Source organism: Arthrobacter sp. C2 (genome assembly GCA_024207135.1).
Lineage (GTDB): Bacteria > Actinomycetota > Actinomycetes > Actinomycetales > Micrococcaceae > Paeniglutamicibacter.
Map to the genome: position 1 here is coordinate 2133535 of CP042428.1, position 24255 is coordinate 2157789.

Below are 24255 nucleotides of genomic sequence, written 5' to 3' on the forward strand. Positions count from 1 at the left end.
AAATCGACTCCTGGAAAGAGACGGCAAGTTCATGGAATTATCGCTTTCGGCCCATCAAGACACCTTCACGCGCGACCACCTGCCGCCGCACGAGTTGTGGCCAACCCTGGAATTCACGCTGCCCGAGCTGCAGTACCCGGAACGACTCAACGCCGCGACGGTGCTGATCGACGACGCCGTGGCAAAGTTCGGGGCCGGTTCCCCGGCCCTGCTGGCCCCCGACGGAACGGTGCAAAGCTACGGGGAGCTGCTCACCCGCTCCAACCAGGTCGCCCAGGTGCTGGTCGAGGACTTCGGGATCGTCCCCGGAAACCGGGTCATGCTCCGGGCCCCCAACAACGCCTGGCTCGTGGCCTGCTGGCTCGGGGTTCTGAAGGCCGGCGCCGTCGTGGTCACCACCATGCCGGCCCTGCGCGCCCCGGAAATCGCCAAGCTGGCCCAGCTGACCAAGCCCGCCCTGATGCTGTGCGACCACCGCTTCCTGGATGACGCCCGCGACGCTGCTGGTTCCTCCTACCCGGTCGTGGCAGTCGGATCCCAGGACCCGGCGGATCTGGTGGCGCTCGCTGGCGCCAGGTCCGGCGAGTTCACCAACGTCGACACCGCGGCCGACGACGTGGCCCTGCTCGGCCCAACCTCCGGGACCACCGGGGTCCCGAAGATCACCATGCACTTCCACCGCGACATCCTGGCCAACGCGGACACCTTCGCCCGGCACATCCTGCGGCCGACCGCCTCCGATGTCTTCGCCGGCTCCCCTCCGCTGGCCTTCACCTTTGGCCTGGGCGGACTGGTCGTCTTCCCGCTGCGCTTTGGCGCCAGCACCCTGCTCACCGAGCGCACCACCCCGGTGGAGCTTGCGCAGTTCTCCCATGACGCCGGTGCCACGATCCTCTTCACGGCACCCACCGCCTACCGCGCCATCCTCAAGGAAGGCAAAGCGGACCTGCTTCGCCCGCTGCGCATTGCCGTCTCGGCCGGCGAGCACCTCCCGGCGGCCACCTGGGAAGCCGTCAAGGACGCCACCGGCCTGGAATTGATCGACGGAATCGGCTCGACCGAGCTGCTGCACGTGTTCATCTCGGCCGCCGGGGCGGACATCCGCCCCGGCACCACCGGAACTGCGGTTCCCGGCTACCGCGCAACGATTCTTGACCTTGACGGCAACGAGCTTGGGCCCGACGAGGTCGGCCGGCTCGCGGTCATCGGCCCCACGGGCTGCCGGTACCTCGATGACGAGCGCCAGCATGCCTACGTCTCCAATGGCTGGAACGTCACCGGTGACACCTTCGTGCGCGACGCCGACGGCTACTTCACCTACCAGGCACGCAGCGACAACATGATCATTTCCTCCGGCTACAACATCGGCGGGCCCGAGGTCGAGGAGGCCATCATCCAGCACCCCGACGTTCTGGAAACCGCCGTCGTCGCACGCCCCGACGAACACCGCGGCTCGGTGGTCTGTGCCTTCGTGGTGCTCGTGGACGGGGTCACCGCTTCGGCCGAGAAGGCCAAGGAGCTCCAGGACTTCGTCAAGACCGTCATCGCACCCTACAAGTACCCGCGCGAGGTCCGCTTCGTCGACGAACTGCCCCGGAACCCCAGTGGCAAGCTCCAGCACTTCAAGCTGCGCGAGGCATTGGCCCAATCCCCGGCCCACTAGCCACACTTCCCATAGTTTTCCCCCCGTCGGCACCGCACGGAACCGGAATCAGTCCCGGTCGCCGCAGCCCTGCCGACCCCAGATAAGGACCCAGACATGAAAATTGCAGTTGTTGGCGGCGGCCCCGGCGGCCTGTACTTCGCGGCCCTGATGAAGCAGCTCGACCCGGCCCACGTGGTCACCGTCTGGGAGCGCAATGCCGCCTCGGACACCTTTGGCTTCGGCGTGGTCTTCTCGGACGAGACCCTCGGCGGGATCGGCAACGCCGACACCGTCATCGCCGATTACATGTCCCGGCGCTTCGCCCGCTGGAGCGACATCGACATCCACTTCCGCGGGCAGATGCACACCGTGGGCGGCCAGGGCTTTGCCGCCATGAGCCGCAAGGAACTGCTGCAGCTGCTGCAGCGCCGCGCCATCGAACTCGGCGTCGACGTGCGCTTCTCCACCATCGCCCCGGACGTGGAAGAGCTGTCGGCAAACTACGACCTGGTGCTGGCCGCGGATGGATTGAATTCCGCGATCCGCACCCGCTTCGCCGAGTCCTTCAAGCCGTCCCTGGATGCGCGCACTTCCAAGTACATGTGGCTGGGCACCGACCAGGTCTTTGAGGCCTTCAAGTTCTTCGTCAAGGAGACCGACGCCGGCACCATGCAGATCCACGGCTACCCGTACTCGGACGAGGGATCGACCTTCATCGTGGAAATGCACGAGGACGTCTGGCGCGCCGCTGGCTTCGACGAGACGCAGGACGAGGTCTTCTCCCCCGGGGTGAGCGACGAGAAGGCCGTTGCCAAGGTGAAGGAGATCTTCGCCGAGGAACTGGCCGGATACAACGTACTGACCAACAACTCGAAGTGGATCAACTTCACCACCGTGCGCAACGAGAACTGGCGCCACGAGAACATCGTGCTGCTGGGCGATGCCGCGCACACCGCGCACTTCTCCATCGGCTCGGGCACCAAGCTGGCCATGGAGGACTCCCTGGCCCTGGCCGCCTGCCTGCACGAACACCCCTCCGTCGATGCGGCTTTGGAAGCCTACGAGACCGAGCGCCGCCCGGTGGTGGCCTCGACCCAGCGTGCCGCCCAGGCCTCGCTGGAATGGTTCGAGAACATCGGGCAGTACAAGGACCAGGACCCGGTGCAGTTCTGCTTCAACCTGCTCACCCGCTCCCGCCGCATCACCTATGAAAACCTGAAGCTGCGCGACACCGAGTTCGCGGCCAAGGTCGACGCCGACTTCGCCCGACTGTCCGGCTCCGCGGAATCCGCCCCGGCCATGTTCCAGCCCTACAAGATCGGCGAGCTGGAATTGGTGAACCGCGTGGTGGTCTCCCCCATGGACATGTACTCCGCGGTCGACGGCGTTCCCGGGGACTTCCACCTGGTCCACCTGGGGTCCAAGGCCATGGGCGGGGCCGGACTGGTGATGACCGAGATGGTCTGCGTCTCTCAGATCGGCCGGATCACTCCCGGTTGCACCGGCCTGTACAACGACGAACAGGCAATCGCCTGGAAGCGCATCACCGACTACGTTCATGGGAACTCGAAGGCCAAGATCGGCGCGCAGATCGGGCATTCAGGGCGCAAGGGCTCCACCAGGCTCATGTGGGAGGGCATCGACGAACCGCTGGAAACCGGCAACTGGGAGGTGCTGGCCGCCAGCGCGATCCCCTACGGCGAGGGCTGCCACGTGCCGGTGGAAATGGACCGCGCCGCGATGGATACGGTCCGCGACGAGTTTGTCGCCGCGGCCCGCCGCGCCGATGCGGCGGGCTTCGACCTGCTGGAACTGCACGCCGCGCACGGCTACCTGCTCTCCTCCTTCCTCTCCCCGCTGTCCAACCAGCGCAGCGACGAGTACGGCGGATCCCTGGAAAACCGCCTGCGCTACCCGCTGGAGGTGCTCGATGCGGTGCGCGCGGCGTGGCCGGCGCACAAGCCGATCGGCGTGCGCATCTCCGCCACCGACTGGACCGAGGGCGGGAACACCGAGGACGATGCGTTGGCCATCGCCGCCTCGTTCATCGACCACGGGGTCAAGTCCATCGACGTGTCCTCCGGGCAGATCGTGCGCAACGAGTCCCCGGCGTTCGGGCGCAGCTACCAGACGCCGTTCGCGGACAAGATCCGCAACCAGGTCGCCGCAGCTGCCGGCGTCGCGGTCATCGCGGTGGGCGCGATCTCCTCCTACGACGACGTGAACTCGATCCTGTTGGCCGGACGTGCCGACCTGGTCGCACTGGGCCGCACGCACCTGTACAACCCCGCCTGGACGCTGCAGGCAGCAGCGGAGCAGGAATACCTCGGGGACGGCGCCACTTGGCCGCTGCCGTTCAAGGCCGGGCGCCGCAAGCCGCCCAGCGCCCGCACCGACGCGGTCCGCCCGCGCCTGTCCCTGCTGAAGGAAGACGAGCTCGACGAGCAGGTCCACCTGCGCTGGACCCCGGCCAAGGCCACCGCAGCCAAGAACCTGGTGCCTAGCGCCTAGCATCGGAAGCAGGGAGGGAGTGGCTCGATTCGCGTGAAGCGGGCCGAGCCGCTCCCTCTGTGCATTCCCGCCAAGATCCGGAGCGGCGCCACGCAGAAGACGCAGAAATGCGCGGAGTGCCGGCGGGGAACGTTTCCCACCTGGCACTCCGCGCCGGTGATTCCGGGCGATTGCCTCAGTGCCCCTTGAAGGCCTCCGCGAGCCACCAGGCACCCGAGTCCGAGGCGATCTTCGCGTCGATGACCAGCGGCCTGCCCGGGCTTGAATCCAGCCAGGTCTGCACCGCGTCCAGGTCCGCGAGCGTGCGAACGGTGATCCCGTCGGCGCCGAAGCCGCGGCCGATGGCGGCGAAGTCGGTGTCCGGGAATTGCACGATGCCCATGTCCGCTTCCGGGTTCCCGGTCCCAAAGTGGTGCACCTCGGCGCCGTAGGCCGCGTCGTTGTACACGATGCAGACCAGCGGCATGCCCAGCCGCACCGCGGTGTCCAACTCGGCGATGGCCATGTGGAAGCCGCCGTCGCCGGTGCCCAGCACCGGCATGCGTCCCGGTTGCGCCAGGCCCGCACCGATGGCCGTGTACAGGCCCAGCCCGATGGACTGGAACGCCTGGGTGAAGCAGAAGCCGAATTCGTCGGGCACCGAGAGGTACTGGCTGGGGTAGCCCATGAAGTTCCCGGAATCCACGCTGACGATGCGTTCGGCCGGCAGCAGCTCGTCGAGCCGCTTGGTCAGCGCGCGCGGGTCGATCAGCCGAGCATCCGAGAGGTCATCGAAGTCGACCTGGTTCCAGTCGATGGATTCCTTGATGCGCGCGGCGACCGCGGCGATGCGGTAGCCCTCGCGGGCTTCGGCGCTTCGGCCAAGAAGTTCTTCGAGCACGTCGGCGGCGCACTGCGCCGAGTCCCCCACGATGCCCAGGTCGATGGGCCGGTTGGCACCCAGCGCCTGTTCCTCCACATCGACCTGGACGACCCTGGTGCCGGTGCCGATCAGGTGCCCGTGGCGCATGGTCCACATGTTCAGCGCGCAGCCGAAGCCGATGATGAGGTCCGCGTCGGTGATCAGCTCGGCCGCCAGCGGCGAGGAGAACCCGCCGGAGATGCCGAGGTTGAATTCGTCCTCGTTGAACAGGCCCTTGGCCACCGCGGAGGTCGCCACCAAGGCACCCGTGTGCCGGGCCAGGTCCAGGATCTCGTCCCTGGCGCCGCGCCCTCCGCGGCCGGCGACGAACACCGGGCGCGTGGCCTTGCCGATCAGCTCCGCGAGGGCCTCCACCGAGGCGCGCGAAGGCCGGATTGGTTCTGCCGGGGCCACGGTAGCTGTCGCTTGGGTCTGCTCGGCCGGGGCTTCTTGCGCCTGGACGTTCAGCGGCAGGTTCAACACGACGGTGCGACGGTCGTTCACCGCTCGCCGGTAGGCACGCACCGTGTCCGCCACCGCGCTGGCTGCGCTGTGGACCCGTTCCGGGATGGCGTAGACCGAGGCGGCGAAGCCGTCCTGGTCCATGGCGAAGTTCGAGTAGACCGCCGACGGCGCCGCCTCGGCGGCCAGCACGATCATCGGGGTGCGGGACTTGGCCGCCTCCCCGATCCCGGTTGCCGCGTTGGTTAGCCCGCAGCCCTGGTGCACCGACAGCAGGGCCACCTTCCCGCTGGTGCGCGCGTAGGCATCGGACATGGTGGCGGCCCCGCCCTCGTGCCGGGCGGCGGTGAAGGGAACCCCGTGTTCGACCAGGGTGTTGGTGATGGTGAAGTTGCCCGAGCCCACCACTCCGAAGCAGTGGCCGACGCCGAGTTCGGCCAGGGTCTTGCCGACGAGTTGTGCAACGTTCATGGTCGGTTCCTTCCGACCATGGCCAGCACGCGCGTCGGGGCGCCGGTGCCGCCGACGATCGGCAGCGGGGCCACCACGACCATGGCCCCGTGGGTGGGCAGCTTGTCAAGGTTTTTCAGCGACGTGATGCCGTATTTGTCGGCGCCCAGCAGGAAGTGGTGCATCGGGAACGGCGGGTTCAGCGCCCCGGCGTTCCCGGCATCGATGCCCACGGTTTCCACACCGACGCCGGAGATGTCCAGCTCCTCGGCGATCCACTTGGCACACTCCGCGGTGAAGCCCGGGGTGTGGGAGCCGTGCTCATCCAGGTTCAGGAATGCCTGCTTGTCATGGTCAAAACGATCCCAGCCGGTGCGGAAGAGCAACCACGAATTGGCCGGGAAGGGCCCGTGTTCCTCCTGCCAGGCAACCAGGTGCTCGACGTCGATCAGGAAGTCGGGGTCCGCGGCTGATTGTTCGCTGAAATCCAGGACCACCGCGGGGCCGACGAGGCGTTCGGGATCGAGCTGGGAGACATCCTTGCCCTCGCGCCCGGAGACCCAGTGGATCGGCGCGTCGATGTGGGTGCCGATGTGTTCGCCGGTGTGGATGTTGTGGTGCTTCCAGAACGGGCCGGGCTCGTTGTACCCGGAGACCTCCTCGATGCTGAAATCGATCAGGTTGGCGAACGGCTCGGGCAGCACCAACGTGGGCGTCTGCGCCGAAAGCGGCGCGGTCAGGTCGAAGAGCTCGACCGTGCCGGCCGCAAGAGAGGAAAGGAAGCTGTGGACGGGGCTCATAATGGGTCTCCAATGTTGTTGGTGGCCAGATTGCAGATTCCGGTCAGGCTAGCAGCGAACCGTGGTCGCTTGCATGCCCTTCTCAGATGGTGGATCGTTGTTTCAGCGCGGCAAGCACCGTCTCCGGCCAGGGTGACGATTTTTCGGCGCCTTCCGGCACGCAAACCGTTACAAAGCGGCCTTCGGCCGCGAGCACGGAATCGCGTCCTTCGTGTGGATGTCCCCAGACCTTGAAGGCAAAGGACATGGAGGAGGATCCGACATGTTCAATAACCACTGCGGTGGTCACCCGTTGCCCGAAGTAGAGTTTTGCGCGGTAGTCGATTTCATGTCGTACCCGAGGTGCATTTCCGAAGTAGGAAACGACGCCGAGCTCCCGAAAGAGCCTGGCTTCGGCGGCCTCGACAAACCGCATGACCACGGAGTTGTGTTGGTGTCCTGCCGCATCGGTGTCGATCCATTCGATGTGGCGCTCCAACACGCTGCCGGCTACTCCCGACGCGAGAAATTCCCCTGCCGCATCCGCAACGGCAGCGGCTTTCACTCCACCATTGTCACTCGATTTTCCGATCATCGTAAAGTTTTCTCCATCCATCCATTGTTACGCACGTCACTTTAACGACATAATACAAGCATTCGCTGTTCCACCTCCATCAAGACTTGACCCCTTCATACGAGGAGCCCTAAGCATGGCGGCAACACAAACCAGCACCGACTGGAAAATCCCCAAACGCACCACCTCGGTGGTCCTCTTCGCCTGTTGGCTGGCGATCCTGGCGGAGGGCTACGACGTTGGGGTCCTTGGCGCCGTCCTGCCGGCGTTGGCCGAGTACCAGGAATGGTCGCTGACCCCGTTGCAGCTTGGCGGACTGGGCGCCTATGCGCTGGTCGGCATGCTCTTCGGGGCCCTCTTCATCGGAACCCTCAGCGACATCATCGGCCGGCGCAGGATGCTCCTGCTATCGATGGCAATCTTCACCATCACCCAGGCCGGGGCTGCCCTGGCCCCGACCCCTGAGATCTTTGGCTTGTTCCGCTTCCTGGGCGGCCTGGGCATGGGCGGGATCATCCCGGTCGCCGCGGCACTGACGATCGAATACTCGGCACCCAGGAAGCGGTCGCTGAACTACGGAATCATGTACTCGGGTTATTCGCTGGGCATCGTCGCCGCGGCCATGGTGGCCATGGCATTGCTGCCAACGCTAGGTTGGCGTTGGGTGATTGCCGTGGGCACGCTTCCGATCCTGATCCTTCCGGTGGTCGCCTGGCTCGTTCCGGAATCACTCGAATACCTGGTGGCCAAGGGCAGGATCGCCGAGGCCAAGGCCCTGGCCAAGAAGCTGAACGTGCGCGACTACCGGCCGGTGGCCCCGGCGAACCCGGGCCGGAGGATCCCTTGGCGCGAGGTCATGGCCGCCATGTTCTCGGGCAAGTACCTGCGCTCCACGGTGTTCTTCTGGATCTCGTTGTTCTGCGGGATGGTGCTGGTCTATGGCCTGAACACGTGGCTGCCGCAGATCATGCGCAAGGCGGGCTACGATCTGGGCTCTTCCCTGGCCTTCCTGCTCGTGTTCTCGCTGGCCTCCGCCATTGGCGGCCTGGTTCTGGGCTTCCTCGCAGACAAATACGGGCAGAAGACCATCCTGGTGCTCTTCTACCTGCTAGGTGCCGGCGGCATCCTGTTGCTGATGTTCCCCAACACCATGTTCGTGAACCTGTGCTTCGTGGCATTCGCCGGCATCGGGTCCATCTCGACCTCACTGGTCCTGACCGGATACATCGCCGACTACTACCCCGCGGCACAGCGCGGCACCGCCACAGGCTGGGCGCTGTCCTTTGCCCGCATCGGCGCCATCTCCGGGCCGATCATCGGTGGGTGGATTGCCTCGACCGGGCTGAGCTTTGAATTCAACTTTGTTTTCTTTGCCATTGTCGGCGTGGTGGCAGCCATCGCGGTGTCATTGATCCCGAAGCGGGTCGTCGAGCCACCCGCCGAAACGCCAGCCGTCGAAAGCGAGGCGGTGCTGGACTAGATCCCCTGGGCCGGTTCGAAAGGAGTGGTTCCCATGCCCGCGCAGCTGCCGCTTGACGTCGGGCAGCCACCCGGGCATGGGGATCGGCGCGGAGCCGCAACGTGGTTTCAGGTGCGGGCTGCGGCCCGCACCCCGTGCCGCACGCGGGCATCCTCCAGTTCCATGCCCGCCACCATGGCCGCGAATCCGCGATGGTTTCGGCTTGTCCACACCGTTACCAGGCTCAGCAGAACGAAGACCGCCAGCAGGAGCCCGCTGAACGGGAAGCTGAGGGCCGCCAGGATTCCGTACCCGCCGATGCCTGCAACAAAACGCAGCGGACGGGCCAGCACGGCGGGCATCCGGGTCGGGTGTCCGCGCAGCAGTGTCGCACTTTCGCCGATGCTCTGCCCACTGGCCAGGATCCACGCCAATTGCACCGCCAGCGGCACCCACGCCGCGAGCAGGCTCTGCACGTCTTGGTCGAGCAGCTCAAAGGGAATGTGCTCGACATACATCTGCCAGGCCCGCCAACCGATGGCGAGCATTCCGCCCAGGAGCGCCAGGAAGAGCACGTCGCAGAGCATTCCCAGCAGTCGCCGCCCGGCCGTCACCGCCCGCGGCTGCGACGGATCGATGCTGGATCCGCGGCGGCGTACGAAGAGCACCGCCACCACGGAACCGGCGATTGCCCCGAGGGTGTTGGCCATCAGGTCATCGACGTCGAACAGGCGGTAGGCACACGGAAACAAGCCCCACACGCCGGTGCGCTGGGTGGCCTCGATGAACAACGAGATGCCGGCCCCGGCCAATGCGGCGACAACCAGCCCGCGCCGGAACATGGTCCGCAGCAGGAAACCCAGGGGCATGAAAAGCATGATGTTGAACGCGACCTGCTGGACCGAGGGGTTGCGCAGAATCTGGCCGGGTGTGGAATGCGGGAAGGCGCGCGCATCGGCCACCGAGGCGAACGGCGTCAGCTGGATCCCGACGCAGCGGTAGCCGTCCTGCGGCAGCGGCATCAGGGTATAGGTCCACAGGGACATGGCGTAAACGGCCAGGGCGATCCACCCCAGCAGCCACATCGCGCTGATGTGCCCGCGCCGACGATAGCTGATGGCAATGAACGGAATGAGGAGGGCCACCGCCGCGACGACGCCAATCACGATGGCGACGGCTCCGAGCATGATTCTGTCTGACACTCGATCCATCCTATGGGAGGGCCTGTACCCCGCGCGCTCCATCCCGACGCGCACAAACCATGGTGAAAAGTACTTGCTAATATGGAAAGTACTTGCGTACGATGGGTTAAACGCCAGATCCCCGGCAACATCCGCAAGGAGACCGACATGGACAACAACAAGCTTTCACCGTCAGCGGCACAGGACCTGCTCAACGAGGCGGGCCGGCTCGGTGCCGCCTCGCGCTCCGGTGCCGGCTGGCCGCACATCACGATGCTGCTGGGCATGGGCGCCATCTCTTCGCTGTCGCTGCTCGCGTTTTGGCTCGTCGGCCAGGTCGACGAGTCCCTCATCTGGATCCCCATGGTCGGGATGCTCGCCTGGTTGGGCATCTTCATGGCCGTGATGCTGTACTTCGGCAGGTCCACGAAGCAGGGCTTCACCGCCCGCTGGGGCATCTGCATCGGAATCTGGGCCGTGCTGTGGGGCATCGGGTGCGTCGTCGGGCTCAACTTCTTCGCCGGCGAGCTGTGGTTCTTCGCCGCCACCGCGGCCGCCATCACGATCGCCACCGTGGCCGGCGCCTGGACCGAGGCTTCTAAATGAGCGCGCCGGAGACCCCCTCGCACCCCCGCCACCGGCTGGCCGAGGACCTCGCGCACCCGGTGCGCTTCTCGATGGCCGCGGCGCTGGCGGCCACCGACGAGACGGAGTTCGCGGTGCTCCGCGACCACCTGCAGGTCAGCGACTCGGTGCTCAGCCGCCAGGCCTCCGCCCTGGAGGCCGCCGGCATCGTGCGCATCCGCAAGGGCTACATCGGCAAGCGTCCGCGCACCTGGCTCTCGCTGACCAAGGCCGGCCGGGAGACCTGGGCCCGGCATCTGGCCGCGCTGCAGGCCATCGCCTCCGGCGGCTGAGTCCGGCTACCGCCCGGAGACCAGGTCGGCGAACCGCGCGATCGGGGCGGTGGCGGCCCGGCCGCCCCGCTCCTGGGCATCGGCCCGGTGGTACATGGCATACATGCCCTGCACCGCGAGCCAGCGCACCGGCTCGGGTTCCCAGCGGCGCACCGTGCGGTTGACCCACGGCATGGCGGTGGCCTTGGTGTCCCGCCCCAGCACCAGGTCCGTGAGCGTCCGGCCGGCCAGGTTGGTCGCGGTGACCCCGGTGCCGACGTATCCCCCGGCAAAGCCCAGGCCCGTGGCCGGGTCGTAGTTCACGCTCGCCCGCCAGTCGCGCGGCACACCCAGGACCCCGGACCAGGCATGCTCGATCCGGGCCCCCGCCGCTGCCGGGAACATCTCGTGCAGGATCCCGGTCAACGACTTGACGGTCTTGGGCCCGGTGGCCCCGTCCATGTCGGTGCGCGAGCCGTAGCGGTAGGGCACCCCGCGACCGCCGATGGCGATGCGGCCGTCCCGCGTGCGCTGCAGGTACACATACGCGTGGGCGAAATCCTCCAGGGTCTCGCACCCCTCCCAGCCGATGTCCTCCCAGGCGCCGGCATCCAACGGCTCGGTCACGATCATCGAGGAATTCATCGGCAGCCAGTCGCGGTGCGCCTGCGGAAGGTTGGCGGTGAACCCCTCGGTGGCCCGCAGGATGTGCGCGGCGCGCACGGTTCCGCGTTCGGTCACCGCGTGTGCAGGTGCCCCGTGGGCCCCGGCGTTGATCTCGGTGACAAGGGTGTTCTCGTAGATGGTGACGCTGCGGCGTTCGACCGCCGCGGCCAGCCCGCGCACCAGTTTCGCCGGGTGGATGCGGGCGCAGTGCGGGATGTGCATCGAACCCAGGGCACCGGCCACGTTGATCCGCTCGCGTGTCGCGGCGGCCGAGAGCCGCACCGCATCGTCCTCCGGCCACTTCAGCTGCTCCGCGGCCATGGCCTCGAGCCGGCCAAGTTGCGCCCGGTTGCGGGCCACCAGCAGTTCCCCGCCCTTGTGCACGTGCGCGTCGATGCCCTCGGCCGCGGCCACGGAGATGACCTCGTCGACGGTCTCGTTGAGCATCCGTTGGAAGTCGCCCACCAAGGCCCGGCCGTGGCTTTTGACGTACCCGTCGCGTCCGCCGGTGATGGTGTTGGCCAGCCAGCCGCCGTTGCGGCCCGAGGCGCCGAACCCGGCGAAGCGGGACTCGAGCACCGCGATGCGCAGCGACGGGTCGGCCCGGGCCAGGTAGTAGGCGCTCCACAACCCGGTGTACCCGGCACCGACGATCGCGACATCGACCTCCAGGTCCCCGGCGAGCGCCGGGCGCGGGGCCGGCAGCCCGTCTTCGGCATACCAAAACGACACGTTCCCGTTGGTGGTCATTCTACGGATTGTCCTTGCGTTGGTCGGGTGTGCGGGCGGAAGGCTGCGTGGCGGCTAGCTGAGCTTGAGCACCGGGACATCGGATTCGAAGCCGAACACCGCGGCATAGAAGCCGAGGGAGGTTTCCAGCGCGTTGACGATGGTCTCGGCGCGGCGGAAGCCGTGCTGCTCGCCCTCGTAGAGCACATAGGCGTGCGGGATCCCGTTGGCGGCCAGCGCATCGGCGACCACCTGGGACTGGGCCGGGGGCACCACCTTGTCCTGGTCCCCCTGCAGCAACAGCACCGGGCAGCTGATGTCCGCCACGTGGTTGATCGGCGCACGCTGCGCGTAGAGCTCGGCGGCCTCGGGGTAGGGGCCGACCAGCGAATCCATGTAGCGGGATTCGAAGTCGTGGGTGTCGCGCACCAGGCCGACCAGGTCCGAGACCCCGTAGCGGGAAATGCCCGCGGAGAAGGTCTTGGTGGTGGTCAGCGCAGACAGCACGGTCCAGCCGCCGGCGGACCCGCCCTCGATGGCCAGGCGCTTGGGGTCGGCCATGCCGGCGGCCGCCAGGCCCTCGAGCACCGCGACGGTGTCCTGGACATCGACCACTCCCCATTGCCCGTTCAGCCGCTGGCGGTAGGCCCGGCCGAAACCGGTGGATCCCCCGTAGTTCACGTCCACCACCCCGATGCCGCGCGAGGTGTAGTAGGCGATGGACAAGGAGAGCTGGGCAAAGGCCTGGGACGTGGGCCCGCCGTGCACGAAGGCCACGTAGGGCGGCAGCTCGTCCGCGGCCCCGGTGAGCATTCCGAGCTTCGGCTCGTACACGTGGGCGTAGACGCGCGAGCCGTCGGCCGTGGTGAATTCCATGGCCTCGGCACCGGGCAGCGCCTCGGGGTCGGGCAGGTCCTTCAGGGCCAGGGAGATGTTCCGTACCGCCAGCGTGTCCAGGTCGATCAGCCGCAGCCCGTCGCCCTGAACCAGCGAGGTGGCGGTGGCCAGCAGCAGGCTTCCGCGCAGCCCGGTGGGCGAGATGCGGGTGAAGGGCAGCACGAGTTGCTGCAGCTTGCCGCTGGCAACATCCAGCGTGGCCAGCGAGCTCCCGTGGGTGCCGTGCGTCACCAGCAGGGTGTTGGCGTCGATGACCTTGTACCAGGTTTGGCCCACGGTCCACAGCGGTCCGGCGAACTCCTCCTCCCTTTCGCACAGCGGGCGCTGGGTCGAGGAGGGCACATCGTGCAGGTAGGGGTTCCACCAGCCGCTGCGGTCGGAGATGAACACGAGCCGGTCATCGTCGAGCCATTCGGGCTGCAGCACCGATTCGCTGGTGGAACCGGCCAGCACCGTGTCGTTCGCGGCCGCCAGGTCCCCCAGGTCGGCCACGTGGAGTTCGGTCCCGTCCCAGGGCATCTGCGGGTGTTCCCAGGAAATCCAGCTGATCCGGGTGCCCGAGGGATTCAGCCGCGGGGCCGCGACAAAGCGCGAGGACGCCGTGACCTCGAGAAGCGCGCCGGGGTCCTGTGCGGCGGAGCCATCAAGCGGGATCGCGGCGATGTAGCGGCGCAGATCGGTGCGGTGGTCTTCGCAGATGGCCAGCACGTGCCCGGCGGGGCCCTGGATGATCTCGGCGAAGCGCAGTGCCGGATCCCCGTCGGCGCCGGAGGACTCCGGGGTCAGGGGAACCGGGGTGCCGCCGTGGGCATCGACGAGGTAGAGGCGCTGGTCGCGGAAGTTCGCGAACACCAGCTTCTGCCCGTCCCCGGAACCGATGGCGGCCCAGGACGCGCCGCCGTATTCATTGACCCGGCTGCGGACATTGAAGGGGGCGGCCACGAGTTCGCGCGTCGGAGCGTCGGATGCGGCGGCCCGGGCCAGGACGGTCAGCCGCCCGCCCTCGGCCGGGCGGCCCTCGAGCCACCACAATTCCTCCCCGACAAAACCGCCGCCGCCCACCGGCGTGGTGCCGGCGGCCACCTGCGCGGCGGAAATGGGCGAGGGCCAGGAGCCGTAGGGCAAACGCGTAGTCATGCTGCGATCCTAGCCTTCCCGCACGCTCGGCTGAACCCTTCCGCGGTGCGGCTGCGAGGCAGCCCGGTGGCGGAAACGCCAAAACGGCTCACCGGCCGGTTCCCTAAGAAAGTGTTAGGAATGGGCGGACAAGCACCGGTGTGCGGGCGATCACCTATACGTTTGTCTGTGACAAGACTCTCGCACGGGACTTGGCCCACATGGAACCGCAGCGTTGCGCTCCGGCATCGGGCCGGCCCCCTGCGCCGCCGGCGGACGACTTCCGCCGCAGGACGTCCGACGGGTAGCATGCCGGCCCACAGGACGCGAAGTATCGTGCCGGATGTGCCGCCCCGCGGGAGACATCCCAGGCACATACGGCAACCACAAGGATCAGGAAGCACAGGCCCATGCCAACAGAAGAACACCTCCCGACGGTCAAGGCGTTGCACGCCGACCGCATCGACGACGACGGCGGCAAGGCCGCCAAATGGAAGATCGTCGGCCCCGGCCTGGTAGTAGCGGCCACCGGCGTCGGCGCCGCCGACATGGTCGCCACCCTGGTGGCAGGATCCCGCTACGGCTACGCCCTTCTCTGGGCCGTGATCGTCGGTGTCGCACTGAAGATCATCCTCGTCGAGGGCGCCGGGCGCTTCACCCTGGCCACCGGCAAGACCATCTTCGAGGGCTGGAAGTCCCTGGGCAAGTGGACCACCTGGTACTTCGGCCCCTACATCATGATCTGGGGCTTCGTCTACGGGGCCACCGCGATGTCCTCGGCCGCGATGCCGCTGGCAGCCATGTTCCCGGCCGTCGACCTGAAGGTCTTCGCCGTGGCCATGGGCCTGGCCGGCTTCGCCATGGTCTGGTTCGGCCGCTACTCCTTCTTCGAGAAGATCACCGCGGTGCTGGTGGGCATCATGTTCGTCACCGTCGTGGGCCTGGCAGTGATTGCCGCACCGAACATCCCCGAGATGTTCAAGGGCCTGATCCCGATGATCCCCTCCGGCGGCGTGGTCTACACCCTGGCGCTCGCCGGCGGCGTGGGCGGCACCATCACACTGGCCGCCTACGGCTACTGGCTGCGCGAGAAGGGCTGGTACACGCCCAAGTGGATGAAGGTCATGCGGATCGACAACTCCATGGCCTACGTTCTCACCGGCATCTTCGTGATCGCCATGCTGATCGTCGGCGCCGAGGTCGTGCGCGCCGCAGGCGTCTCGCTGAGCGCCGGCGATGCCGGCCTGCTGGACCTGACCACGGTGCTGAACGAGAAGTACGGCAACGTGGTCGGCACCGGGTTCCTGGTGGGTTTCTGGGCCGCGTCCTTCTCCTCGATCATCGGGGTGTGGAACGGCGTCTCGCTGATGTTCGCCGACTTCTGGGGCAACATCCGCGGCAAGGAATCCGGGCACCCGGACACCCGCGTGGGCGGCAAGTACTTCAAGTTCTACGTCCTGTGGCTGACCTTCCCGCCGATGGTGCTGTTCCTGCTGGACAAGCCGATCGCCCTGATCCTTGCCTACGGCGTGCTTGGCTCGCTGTTCATGCCGTTCCTCGCCGTGACCCTGCTGGGCCTGCTCAACGGCAAGCGGATCCCCAAGGTCTGGGCGAACAAGGTCCACACCAACGTCCTGCTGGCCATCACCGCAGCCCTGTTCATTTCCCTGGGTGTCCAACAGCTGTACAAAGCCGTCTCGCCGCTCTGGGAGGGCTAGCACTTCCCTTTCGGTGCAACGCACCAAACCCCACGGGGCCGTATCCGCTTTTCGCGGGTGCGGCCCCGTTCGTACATCCGGGTGGCAATGGACAACCCCGGCGCGCTCGGCGCAGACTTGGCCCCATGAACTTCTATGCTGTCTTCCTGCGCGGGGTCAATGTCGGCGGGGTCAAGATCCTGATGAAGGACCTCGCCACGTTGCTGCAGGAGTCCGGCTTCGCCCCGGTGAAGACCCTGCTGGCCAGCGGCAACGTGGTGGTCGGAGCCGCCGAAGCCACCCCCTCGCGCGTGAAGGACGCCGTCGAGCAAGCCCTGCGGGACCGCTACGGCCGGGACATCGGGGTGATCGTCCAGGATGGGGACCAGCTGGAGTCGATCACGGAGCACTACCCCTTCGATTCTCCCGAGGACGGTGTGCAACGGCACCGCTACCTGGTGCTCACGCCCGGCGAGAAAGAGGCCGCCGCCATCCTGGGCAGCGCCCCGGACCTCGGGGATTCCGAGCGCGTGGCGCAGCTGGGCGCGTGCATCTGCTGGGAGGTTCCACGCGGGGATTCCCTGGGCTCGCCCCTGGCCAAGCACTTCGCCAAGGCCGCTTCCTCCACGCTGGTGACCACCCGGAACATGAACACCATCGACAAGGTCCTGGTTGCGCTTCGCGCCCTGGGGCGGTGAAACCGCCGCACCGCCCATGTTGTAATGGAACTTCCAGTGCCGCACCGCCCGCGAACATGAGACCCGAGGACACGACCCGTTGACCATGCCCCTGCTCTTCGACCTCCTGGGCGTCTTCTTCTTTGGCGTCTCCGGGTCGCTGCTGGCCGCACGGCGCGGTTTCGACATCATCGGATCCCTGCTGCTGGCCGGGCTGACCGGGATCGGCGGCGGCATCGTGCGCGACCTGGTCCTGGGCGTGGTGCCCACCGCGTTCCAGAACCCGTACTACTTCATTCCGCCGACCCTGGCGGCGTTGCTGGTGTACTTCGTGGCCCCGGGCGTGCAACGGCTCATGCGCCCGCTGCTGGTCTTTGATGCCGCCGGCCTGGCCCTGTTCTGCACCTCCGGCACGATCAAGGCGCTGGAGGCGGGAATGAATCCCTTTGCCGCCACGCTGCTGGGCGTCACCACCGCGGTGGGCGGCGGGTTGCTGCGCGACGTGGTTGCCAACAAGACCCCCTCGATCTTCGACCCGCGAGACATCTATGCGGTCCCGGCCATGCTGGGTGCCGGACTCATGGCCGGGCTGTGGGTCATGGGCGTGAGGGGCTGGGTGTGGGAGCTGGCCGTCGCGGCCGTCGTCTTCCTCCTGCGCCTGCTCTCGCTGAAGTTCCGCTGGCACGTGCCCAAGGCCGTCGGGCACTGGCACCGCGACATCGAACTGCAATAGCGGAACGGGCTGGTCAGGTGACGCGCTCGAGCTCGGCGTAGTGCTCCGGCTCGTCCTTGGCGTCCTCGATCTTGCGCGGGCCGTTGATCATCACCGCACCGGTGAGCATCACGATCAGGCAGACCCCGAGCATCGCGAACGAGGCGCTCCAGCCGCCGGTGGCGTCCTTGACGATGCCAAAGAGCAGCGGGGCGATCGCCGCACCGGCATATCCCAGCCCCTGGCTGAAGCCGGCCAGCACGCCGGAGCCGTAGGTGCTGCGCGAGCGCAGGTTCATCATCAGCAGGGCAATGGCGAAGGTGCCCTGTCCCAGCCCGGCGGAGACGACCCACAGCACGGTGTGCTCGGTCGGCGAGAGATACAGGCCCAGGTGGCCGGTGATCCAGAAGGCCGTGAAGACCAGCACCGCAAGGATTGGGTGGCGCAGGCGCGGCACCCACAAGGGCACCAGCAGGCTCACCGGAAGGCCCAGGATCGCGAACAGGGCCAGCATCGAACCGGCGGCCATGGTGTCCAGCCCCTGCTCGGAGAGGTAGGGCGGCATCCAGGTGAAGTAGACGTAGGTCTGGGCCGAGTTTCCGGCCAGGAAGATCGCCAGCCCCCAGGCGACCGGGGACTTCCACGGGTTGATCCGTGCCGGGGGCGCTGCCACCAACCCGTTGACCAGCGGGGTGTCCGGGCGCGGGGTCTTGCGGTCCCGGAAGATCTGGATGCCCCAGGGCACCAGGACCACGGCCGAAAGCAGCGCCCAGGCGGCGATGGAGGTGCGCCAGTTGCCGGTGGCGTTGGACAGCGGTACGGAGAATTGCGGGGCCATCCAGGTGCCCACCGCCAGCATCGTGACATAGCCCGAGGTGACGATCGCCAGGCGGTCCGGGAAATACTTCTTCACCAGCGGCGGCAGCACCACGTTGCCCATGCCGTACCCGGCCAGTGTGATGGTCGAGAGCAGCAGGAAGCTTGCCACGTCCCCCACCGCGGCGCGCAGCAGCTGCCCGGCCACGGCCAGCAGGACCGCGCCCACCAGCACCTTCTCCAACCCCCACCAGCGGATCAGGCGCGGGGTCAGCAGCCCGAACCCGGCAAAGACAACGGGGGCCAGCATGGCCAGCAGGCCGGTGGAAAAGGAGTCGAATCCCAGCTCCGGACCGATGCTTCCCAGCAGCGGGGGCACCGAGACCACGGCCGCACGCAGGGACAGGGCCATCAGGATGATGCCCAGCAACGCACCGATCCGGCCGGCCAGCTTTTGTCGGGGTGGGGTCAGTGCCATGGGGCTTAGTTACCGTTCTTGAGTCGTTCCACCTGGATCAGCAGGTGCTCCAGGTCCTTGGCGAAGGTTCCCTTGGACCAGGGCCCGGGCATGGAGGTCTGGTAGTACAGCCCCTCGCCGATGAGCATGATGGTCTCGGCCACGTACTTGTCCTTCACCTCGACGTGGATCAGGTCGAGCCATCCGGCGTGCACCTGTTCCAGCGCCTCGATGGAGGGCTCGTGCCCGGACTGGGCCAGGCGCAGCACGGCCAGGAAGTACCTGTCCAGGTCGCTGCCGATGACGGTGGAGGTGCGCACGAAGTAGCGCGAAGCGCCCTCCGGGGATGCGGACATGCGCTCCAGGTCATCGGCGTGTGCCTGGAGCAGCCCCTCGATGACGGCCTGTGCCAGGGCCTCCTTGGAGGCAAAGTGGTACAGCAACCCGCCCTTGGAGACGCCGGCGCGTGCGGCGGTGGCCTCGATGGTCGCCGCGCGTTCGCCCTCGTCGCAGAGCATCGAGGCGTAGGCGTCGACGATCTTTTCCTTGGCTAATGGCGGTCGAGACATGTAGTGAACCCTATCCCTTTCACGTAGGCATCGTCACATTGTAACTGTACCGTCTGGACGGTACAGTTACTGTTGTCAGCACGCACATACCCATTCAGGAAACAGATCCCCATGAGCACTCCCCGCCTGAGCCGCCAAACCCCGCAGACGAACACCGGTTCCATGCACCGCCGACGCTGGGCGGCCCTTGCCGTGCTCATGTTCCCGGTCCTGCTGATCTCGGTGGACAACACGGTGCTCAGCTTCGCCGTTCCCGCACTCTCGGAGGCGCTGGCCCCCAGCGGAAACCAGTTGCTGTGGATCATCGACATCTACCCGTTGGTGCTCGCCGGACTGTTGGTTCCCATGGGGTCACTCGGCGACCGCTTCGGCCGCCGCAGGCTGCTGCTGGTCGGCTCCAGCGGATTCGCCGCCGTTTCCGCGGCCGCCGCCTTTGCCACCAGCGCCGAGCAGCTCATTGCCGCCCGCGCGCTGCTGGGCATCTTCGGGGCCATGCTGATGCCCGCCACGCTCTCGCTGATCCGCAACATCTTCACCGACCCGCTCGAGCGCCGCAAGGCCATCGCCGTCTGGGCCGCCGGGTTCTCCGGCGGCGCCGCCCTGGGCCCGATTGTCGGCGGCTTCCTGCTCGAGCATTACTGGTGGGGGTCGGTCTTCCTGCTGGCCGTGCCGATGTTGTTGCCGCTGCTGGTGCTGGCCCCGGCCCTGGTCCCCGAATCCCGCGACCCGAACCCCGGTGCCATCGACCCGATCTCGATCGGGCTGGCCATCATGACCCTGCTGCCGATCGTCTACGGCATCAAGGAACTGACCGCCGCCGGATCCCCGGTGCTCCCGTGCCTGGCCATTGCCGTGGGCATCGCCGCCGGGGTGACCTTCACCCGGCGCCAGCTGGGGCGCGCCAACCCGATGCTGGATGTGCGCCTGTTTGCCAACCCGTCCTTCTCCGCGGCCCTGGTGGTGAACCTGCTGAGCATCTTTGCGCTGGTCGGCTTCATCTACTTCATCTCCCAGCACCTGCAGCTGGTCGCCGGCTACACCCCGATGATGGCCGGGGTGCTGATGCTGCCGGGCCTGGCGCTGACGGTTGGCTTCGGCCTGCTGGCCGTGCGACTGACCAGCCGCTTCGCCGTGAAGCACGTGATGGTGTGGGGTCTGGGCCTGAACGCGCTGGCCTACGGCATCGTGATGCTCACCGGCCAGTCCGGCTCGGTGCTGATGCTCATGGTGGCCTTCGGCGTGCTCGGGGCGGGCGTGGGCATGAGCGAGACCCTGTCCAACGACATGGCGCTTTCCGCGGTGCCCCCGGCCCAGGCCGGTGCGGCCTCGGCGATCTCCGAAACCGCCTACGAGGTCGGGTCGGTGCTCGGCACGGCCGTGCTGGGCTCGATCCTCAATGCCGCGTACCGCAACAACGTCCAGGTCCCCGGGCGGCTGGGCGAGGACGCGGCCGAGACGGCCCGGCAGACCCTCGGCGGCGCGCACGAGGTGGCGAGGTCCCTGGGCGAGCCTGCGGCCGGCAGGCTGCTGGAATCCGCCGCGCACGCCTTCGACAAGGGCGTGGTCTACACCTCGGCAATCGCCATGGTGCTGGCCCTGGCCTCCGCGGTGATCGTGGCGATCGCGCTGCGTTCGGTCAAGGAGCAGCCGGAGGCCTAGACGCACGGTGCGCGCCCTTGGGCCCGATGCTTCCCTTGCGGCGGCCTGCCCCGGAGGCCGCCGCAGGCGGGCTGGGTTCCCGGGGAAGCGGTGATCATGGCCTGCGCCGGAACCTCGGATCCGGTGGGGGTCAACGACCGCCGCACCATGGCGCTGCTGCCTGCGGGCCGTTTGCAGGTGCAGGTGGCTGTTGCCTGCGTCTCAGCGGAGGATCCCCTCCTGGACGATGCGCTCGCCTATGCCCGATCACACAGTCCGGGGCGGCGCACGGTGGTGGCCATCTGCCGGCTGGCACCGGGATGCTTCGCCCGATTGGCGGCCAAATGCGCCACCGACGTGCCGAGCGGTCCCCCTTTGAATTCCACACAACGCCCTCCGAAAGAGCTGGTGGATATCGTTGTCACCCGGTATCACCAGTCCTCCGCAAGGTAAACAAACGGGGTATTTCGGGCTAACTTTGCCTCGAAAGTACCCCGATGGTAGTAACTGGGCGCCAAGTAGCGTACCGTTGAGCTTGTAGTTCTAGTTTTTCTCGCAGTAAAGCAGTGCAAATACCCCGTTGCCGGGGCGAGTACCTTTCTGAACCGCGTTGAATCACGTAGCTGCAAGTGAATTCCATAGTGGATTTCACTCCCCTACGTCCCATTTCAGGACAGTCTCGAAAGGACACACCCATCATGGCAACAGGTACCGTTAAGTGGTTCAACGCCGAAAAGGGCTTCGGCTTCATCGCTCCGGACGACAACTCGGATGATGTCTTTGCACACTACTCCGCCATTCAGTCGAACGGCTTCCGCTCGCTCGAAGAGGGCCAGCGCGTAGAGTTCGAAGTTACCCAGGGCCAGAAGGGCCTGCAGGCCACCGATATCCGCGCTGTCTAAGCTTCGGATCATCACCTGCGGCTTTTAGCTGACTAGGCGAGGGCGTCACTCCTTATGGGAGTGGCGCCCTTGCTGTTTAACGATTTGCGCCTCACCAGCTGAACGATCCGTGCGGGCTCGCCTTTATCTCCAGATGAAACACGAGGTTCCGCGAGTCCGGCGGCCCCACGATGACGAACCATTCCTCCACGCCTGCCGGCTGGATTGATCCGCTCTCGAACCGGCGCACGACAAGATTCAAGAACGTCCCGGACTCCGACTGCGACGATTGCTGGATCAGCGCCAATTCCCGCTTGGCATCCGTGCCCCGGCCCTCCGCCCGGGCCGTTTTCAGGTTCGCCAGGTTCTCCTGCACGATCCCGGCCCGAAAACCCGCCAGCGTCTCATCCGCGTTTCCGGCAAACAGCACCGGTGCGTAGATCCGCCCCAGCGACTCGGCCAGGTCCGCCAGGCAATGCCCGGGCACCCCGGGGCCGATCCAGGCCGGTTCGTTGACAACCATGGCGGATCCGGCATTGCTCCATTGGCCCACCGCTGCCAGCAGGTCCGCGGCTATCTGGGCATCGGTCCCTGGTTCGATCCCCTTCGCCGGTTCGACGGCGTCGGCCTGCGGGCAATCACCCGGCAGCTGAAGCTGCTGGGTGTTCGCTTCGGTGGAGGGTTCCGGTTCGGGAGGATCGGGCACAAGGGTGGTACAGGCACCCAGGAGGCAGGCCAGCAGTCCGGGCGCCAGCATCAACGGAATCCGCCTCATGCCCCACAGCCTACGCCCGGATCCGGTGGCGGTGTGGTGTGCACGATGCCGGGGAATGAATGCGGGCGGGCGCTGGTTGCCGCCTATGTGAGCATTCCTATGTCAATCCTTGATCTTGCCCCCATCCGCCGTGGCGGTTCAGCCGCCGAGACCTTCGCGCAGAGCGTCGAATTGGCGCAGACCGCCGAGGCTACCGGCTACAAACGCGTTTGGTACGCCGAACACCACAACATGAGCTCGATCGCCTCTTCGGCAACCTCGGTGCTTATTGGCCACGTCGCCCACCACACCAACACCATCCGGCTGGGTGCCGGCGGCGTCATGCTGCCCAACCACTCCCCTCTGGTGATCGCCGAACAGTTCGGCACCCTGGAAACGCTCTTCCCGGGCCGCATCGACCTGGGATTGGGCCGCGCGCCGGGCACCGACCAGGCCACGTTCCGGGCGATGCGCCGGGATCCTTCCGCCTCCGACGCGTTTCCGCACGACGTGCTGGAGCTGCAGGCGTACCTCGGGCAGGAATCACGCATCGAGGGCATCAATGCCTACCCCGGCCACGGCACCAACGTCCCGCTCTACATCCTGGGCTCCAGCATGTTCGGCGCCAAGCTGGCCGCCCAACTGGGCCTGCCATACTCCTTCGCCTCGCACTTTGCCCCCGACGCGCTCATCCAGGCAACCACCGCGTACCGCAACGAATTCAGGCCCTCCGAATTCCTCGCCGAGCCCTGGGTCATCGCCGGCGTCGGCGTGGTGGCCGCCGAGACCAACACGGAGGCCCATGCCATCTTCGAGCAGGTCCGCCGCGACCGCATCCGGATGATGCTGGGCCGCAACCGCCCCGTCGAGTTCACCGACGACGAGGTGGAGATGCTGCTGGATTCCCCGCACGGGGACTCGATCATGAACATGCTCAAGTACACCGCGGTCGGCGACGGCCCGGCCGTGGCCCAGTACCTTGAGGAGTTCGCGCGCACCGCGCAGGCCGACGAGCTGATCACCGTGCACAGTGCCAGCGACCACGGCCAGCGCTTGGCCTCGGTGAAGATCACCGCCAAGGCCATGGCACCGGCAGGCGTCTAGCGCCGCAACCAAACAGGCCGCGTCGCGCGAAGGCCCCGGAACACCCGTGTGTTCCCCGGCTTCTGCGCGGCGCGGCCTTCTTGTGCCCTGCTGCCCCCGGCTCAGCGTCCCGGGAGCACCCAGCGGCGCACGCCCATCACCAGCAGGGTGATAAGCAGGATCGTCAGCAGCCCGTCGGCGGCGATGTAGAAGTAGTGCCAGCTCGATCCGCCGGCCTCGACGCCTGCCAGCACCGCCTCCGTGCGCTTGGCCAGGAACGGGCGGATCAGCCCGATCTTCGCCAGCAGCACCAGGCCGGTCGACGCGACCACCCACAGGAATGCCCTGTCCAGGCCGCGCTTGATGCAGGAGGCCGCGAGCACAAGGAAGAATACGACCTCCACGATGTTCATGGCGGTGAAGACCAGCTGCCCGATCCCCAGTCCCAGCCCCAGGGTCATGCCCGGGGCCAGGAACTTCAATGGCGTCTCGATGAATGAAATCCCGATCAGCAATCCCAGCCACAAGGCAGGTGCCAGGATCCTTCCGGCGGCGGCAAGCAATGCCGTGCGGCTGATGGCCGGGGTGAAGAACCTGGGTGTGGTGTCGCTGTCCATATATCGACCATACCGCGCGCCGGCACCCTGGTCCGCACGCGAAAAGTGCCCATTCCCATACGGGTCGAGTCAACATAGGCTGTAATCA

General features: G+C 67.0%; 22 protein-coding genes. 12 read left to right on the forward strand and 10 right to left on the reverse strand.

Translation table 11 applies throughout. The features are described from left to right. Positions 1-31: 31 nt before the first annotated feature. Positions 32-1663, forward strand: a complete 1632-nt coding sequence (locus tag FPY90_RS10020) for an AMP-binding protein (RefSeq protein WP_498685329.1) — start codon at positions 32-34, stop codon at positions 1661-1663. 96 nt (positions 1664-1759) lie between these two features. Beyond that, positions 1760-4156, forward strand: coding sequence for a bifunctional salicylyl-CoA 5-hydroxylase/oxidoreductase (locus FPY90_RS10025; RefSeq protein ID WP_498685331.1), 2397 nt, complete (start codon positions 1760-1762; stop codon positions 4154-4156). Positions 4157-4331: 175 nt separating this feature from the next. On the opposite strand, the gene FPY90_RS10030 is transcribed toward FPY90_RS10025, so the two are convergent. The 3 genes from FPY90_RS10030 to FPY90_RS10040 all read right to left on the reverse strand — a co-directional run bounded on the left by FPY90_RS10030 (position 4332) and on the right by FPY90_RS10040 (position 7343). Continuing rightward, complete coding sequence (locus FPY90_RS10030; protein WP_498685332.1) at positions 4332-5990, reverse strand: thiamine pyrophosphate-binding protein; 1659 nt, start codon at positions 5988-5990, stop codon at positions 4332-4334. Beyond that, positions 5987-6769: a cyclase family protein gene (locus tag FPY90_RS10035; RefSeq protein ID WP_498685334.1), complete on the reverse strand. Its 783-nt coding sequence runs from the start codon at positions 6767-6769 to the stop codon at positions 5987-5989. The genes FPY90_RS10030 and FPY90_RS10035 overlap by 4 nt, the downstream gene beginning before the upstream one ends. An 82-nt stretch (positions 6770-6851) precedes the next feature. Then, a complete protein-coding gene (locus tag FPY90_RS10040) occupies positions 6852-7343 on the reverse strand; it encodes an acyl-CoA thioesterase (RefSeq protein WP_083411053.1) in 492 nt (163 codons plus the stop codon). Positions 7344-7458: 115 nt separating this feature from the next. Between FPY90_RS10040 and FPY90_RS10045 the strand changes: the two genes are divergently transcribed. Beyond that, entirely contained in the window at positions 7459-8802 is a 1344-nt protein-coding gene (locus tag FPY90_RS10045; RefSeq protein WP_498685336.1) for an MFS transporter, read from the forward strand. A 107-nt stretch (positions 8803-8909) separates the two neighbouring features. Here the strand turns inward: FPY90_RS10045 and FPY90_RS10050 are convergent, their stop codons facing one another. Next, positions 8910-9983 (reverse strand): VanZ family protein, encoded by a 1074-nt coding sequence (locus tag FPY90_RS10050; protein ID WP_498685338.1) that lies wholly within the window; start codon positions 9981-9983, stop codon positions 8910-8912. Between the two features lie 147 nt (positions 9984-10130). Here FPY90_RS10050 and FPY90_RS10055 point away from each other — a divergent pair, with 147 nt between their 5' ends. Both FPY90_RS10055 and FPY90_RS10060 read left to right on the forward strand, forming a co-directional pair. Then, positions 10131-10568, forward strand: coding sequence for a hypothetical protein (locus FPY90_RS10055; protein ID WP_071213911.1), 438 nt, complete (start codon positions 10131-10133; stop codon positions 10566-10568). Continuing rightward, complete coding sequence (locus FPY90_RS10060; protein ID WP_071213913.1) at positions 10565-10879, forward strand: winged helix-turn-helix domain-containing protein; 315 nt, start codon at positions 10565-10567, stop codon at positions 10877-10879. The genes FPY90_RS10055 and FPY90_RS10060 overlap by 4 nt, the downstream gene beginning before the upstream one ends. A 6-nt stretch (positions 10880-10885) precedes the next feature. Here FPY90_RS10060 and FPY90_RS10065 read toward each other — a convergent pair whose 3' ends face one another. Both FPY90_RS10065 and FPY90_RS10070 read right to left on the reverse strand, forming a co-directional pair. Then, positions 10886-12274 carry an NAD(P)/FAD-dependent oxidoreductase gene (locus FPY90_RS10065; RefSeq protein ID WP_498685340.1) on the reverse strand — a complete coding sequence of 463 codons (1389 nt, stop codon included), beginning with the start codon at positions 12272-12274 and terminating at the stop codon, positions 10886-10888. Positions 12275-12328: 54 nt separating this feature from the next. Further along, positions 12329-14287: a S9 family peptidase gene (locus tag FPY90_RS10070; RefSeq protein ID WP_498685342.1), complete on the reverse strand. Its 1959-nt coding sequence runs from the start codon at positions 14285-14287 to the stop codon at positions 12329-12331. A 389-nt stretch (positions 14288-14676) separates the two neighbouring features. Between FPY90_RS10070 and FPY90_RS10075 the strand changes: the two genes are divergently transcribed. The 3 genes from FPY90_RS10075 (at position 14677) to FPY90_RS10085 (ending at position 17373) form a co-directional block, all read left to right on the forward strand. After that, the gene (locus tag FPY90_RS10075; protein WP_139194754.1) at positions 14677-15984 is read left to right on the forward strand and encodes an Nramp family divalent metal transporter; all 1308 of its coding nucleotides are present in this window, start codon (positions 14677-14679) and stop codon (positions 15982-15984) included. Between the two features lie 125 nt (positions 15985-16109). Continuing rightward, on the forward strand, positions 16110-16661 hold the full coding sequence (locus FPY90_RS10080) for a DUF1697 domain-containing protein (RefSeq protein WP_071213918.1): 552 nt from the start codon (positions 16110-16112) through the stop codon (positions 16659-16661). A gap of 85 nt (positions 16662-16746) precedes the next feature. Next, complete coding sequence (locus tag FPY90_RS10085; RefSeq protein ID WP_071214470.1) at positions 16747-17373, forward strand: trimeric intracellular cation channel family protein; 627 nt, start codon at positions 16747-16749, stop codon at positions 17371-17373. A gap of 13 nt (positions 17374-17386) precedes the next feature. On the opposite strand, the gene FPY90_RS10090 is transcribed toward FPY90_RS10085, so the two are convergent. Then, positions 17387-18646, reverse strand: a complete 1260-nt coding sequence (locus FPY90_RS10090) for an MFS transporter (RefSeq protein ID WP_071213919.1) — start codon at positions 18644-18646, stop codon at positions 17387-17389. A 5-nt stretch (positions 18647-18651) separates the two neighbouring features. Further along, entirely contained in the window at positions 18652-19194 is a 543-nt protein-coding gene (locus FPY90_RS10095) for a TetR/AcrR family transcriptional regulator (protein ID WP_071213921.1), read from the reverse strand. A gap of 111 nt (positions 19195-19305) precedes the next feature. Between FPY90_RS10095 and FPY90_RS10100 the strand changes: the two genes are divergently transcribed. The 3 genes from FPY90_RS10100 to cspE all read left to right on the forward strand — a co-directional run bounded on the left by FPY90_RS10100 (position 19306) and on the right by cspE (position 21734). Beyond that, complete coding sequence (locus FPY90_RS10100) at positions 19306-20853, forward strand: MFS transporter (protein ID WP_498685348.1); 1548 nt, start codon at positions 19306-19308, stop codon at positions 20851-20853. Between the two features lie 96 nt (positions 20854-20949). Next, complete coding sequence (locus FPY90_RS10105) at positions 20950-21285, forward strand: sirohydrochlorin chelatase family protein (RefSeq protein ID WP_498685350.1); 336 nt, start codon at positions 20950-20952, stop codon at positions 21283-21285. A gap of 245 nt (positions 21286-21530) precedes the next feature. Beyond that, complete coding sequence (cspE, locus tag FPY90_RS10110; RefSeq protein ID WP_007271190.1) at positions 21531-21734, forward strand: transcription antiterminator/RNA stability regulator CspE; 204 nt, start codon at positions 21531-21533, stop codon at positions 21732-21734. 91 nt (positions 21735-21825) lie between these two features. Here the strand turns inward: cspE and FPY90_RS10115 are convergent, their stop codons facing one another. Next, positions 21826-22488: a hypothetical protein gene (locus FPY90_RS10115; RefSeq protein WP_498685353.1), complete on the reverse strand. Its 663-nt coding sequence runs from the start codon at positions 22486-22488 to the stop codon at positions 21826-21828. Between the two features lie 99 nt (positions 22489-22587). Here FPY90_RS10115 and FPY90_RS10120 point away from each other — a divergent pair, with 99 nt between their 5' ends. Beyond that, a complete protein-coding gene (locus tag FPY90_RS10120) occupies positions 22588-23571 on the forward strand; it encodes an LLM class flavin-dependent oxidoreductase (protein ID WP_286135295.1) in 984 nt (327 codons plus the stop codon). A gap of 101 nt (positions 23572-23672) precedes the next feature. On the opposite strand, the gene FPY90_RS10125 is transcribed toward FPY90_RS10120, so the two are convergent. Continuing rightward, a complete protein-coding gene (locus FPY90_RS10125) occupies positions 23673-24167 on the reverse strand; it encodes a hypothetical protein (protein WP_498685355.1) in 495 nt (164 codons plus the stop codon). Between the last annotated feature and the right edge of the window lie 88 nt (positions 24168-24255).

Coding starts and splice junctions, on each gene's coding strand:
- FPY90_RS10020 (WP_498685329.1), top strand. CDS start 32: ATGGAATTATCGCTTTCGGCCCATCAAGACACCTTCACGCGCGACCAC.
- FPY90_RS10025 (WP_498685331.1), top strand. CDS start 1,760: ATGAAAATTGCAGTTGTTGGCGGCGGCCCCGGCGGCCTGTACTTCGCG.
- FPY90_RS10030 (WP_498685332.1), bottom strand. CDS start 5,990: ATGAACGTTGCACAACTCGTCGGCAAGACCCTGGCCGAACTCGGCGTC.
- FPY90_RS10035 (WP_498685334.1), bottom strand. CDS start 6,769: ATGAGCCCCGTCCACAGCTTCCTTTCCTCTCTTGCGGCCGGCACGGTC.
- FPY90_RS10040 (WP_083411053.1), bottom strand. CDS start 7,343: ATGATCGGAAAATCGAGTGACAATGGTGGAGTGAAAGCCGCTGCCGTT.
- FPY90_RS10045 (WP_498685336.1), top strand. CDS start 7,459: ATGGCGGCAACACAAACCAGCACCGACTGGAAAATCCCCAAACGCACC.
- FPY90_RS10055 (WP_071213911.1), top strand. CDS start 10,131: ATGGACAACAACAAGCTTTCACCGTCAGCGGCACAGGACCTGCTCAAC.
- FPY90_RS10060 (WP_071213913.1), top strand. CDS start 10,565: ATGAGCGCGCCGGAGACCCCCTCGCACCCCCGCCACCGGCTGGCCGAG.
- FPY90_RS10065 (WP_498685340.1), bottom strand. CDS start 12,274: ATGACCACCAACGGGAACGTGTCGTTTTGGTATGCCGAAGACGGGCTG.
- FPY90_RS10070 (WP_498685342.1), bottom strand. CDS start 14,287: ATGACTACGCGTTTGCCCTACGGCTCCTGGCCCTCGCCCATTTCCGCC.
- FPY90_RS10075 (WP_139194754.1), top strand. CDS start 14,677: ATGCCAACAGAAGAACACCTCCCGACGGTCAAGGCGTTGCACGCCGAC.
- FPY90_RS10080 (WP_071213918.1), top strand. CDS start 16,110: ATGAACTTCTATGCTGTCTTCCTGCGCGGGGTCAATGTCGGCGGGGTC.
- FPY90_RS10085 (WP_071214470.1), top strand. CDS start 16,747: ATGCCCCTGCTCTTCGACCTCCTGGGCGTCTTCTTCTTTGGCGTCTCC.
- FPY90_RS10090 (WP_071213919.1), bottom strand. CDS start 18,646: ATGGCACTGACCCCACCCCGACAAAAGCTGGCCGGCCGGATCGGTGCG.
- FPY90_RS10095 (WP_071213921.1), bottom strand. CDS start 19,194: ATGTCTCGACCGCCATTAGCCAAGGAAAAGATCGTCGACGCCTACGCC.
- FPY90_RS10100 (WP_498685348.1), top strand. CDS start 19,306: ATGAGCACTCCCCGCCTGAGCCGCCAAACCCCGCAGACGAACACCGGT.
- FPY90_RS10105 (WP_498685350.1), top strand. CDS start 20,950: ATGGCCTGCGCCGGAACCTCGGATCCGGTGGGGGTCAACGACCGCCGC.
- cspE (WP_007271190.1), top strand. CDS start 21,531: ATGGCAACAGGTACCGTTAAGTGGTTCAACGCCGAAAAGGGCTTCGGC.
- FPY90_RS10115 (WP_498685353.1), bottom strand. CDS start 22,488: ATGAGGCGGATTCCGTTGATGCTGGCGCCCGGACTGCTGGCCTGCCTC.
- FPY90_RS10120 (WP_286135295.1), top strand. CDS start 22,588: ATGTCAATCCTTGATCTTGCCCCCATCCGCCGTGGCGGTTCAGCCGCC.
- FPY90_RS10125 (WP_498685355.1), bottom strand. CDS start 24,167: ATGGACAGCGACACCACACCCAGGTTCTTCACCCCGGCCATCAGCCGC.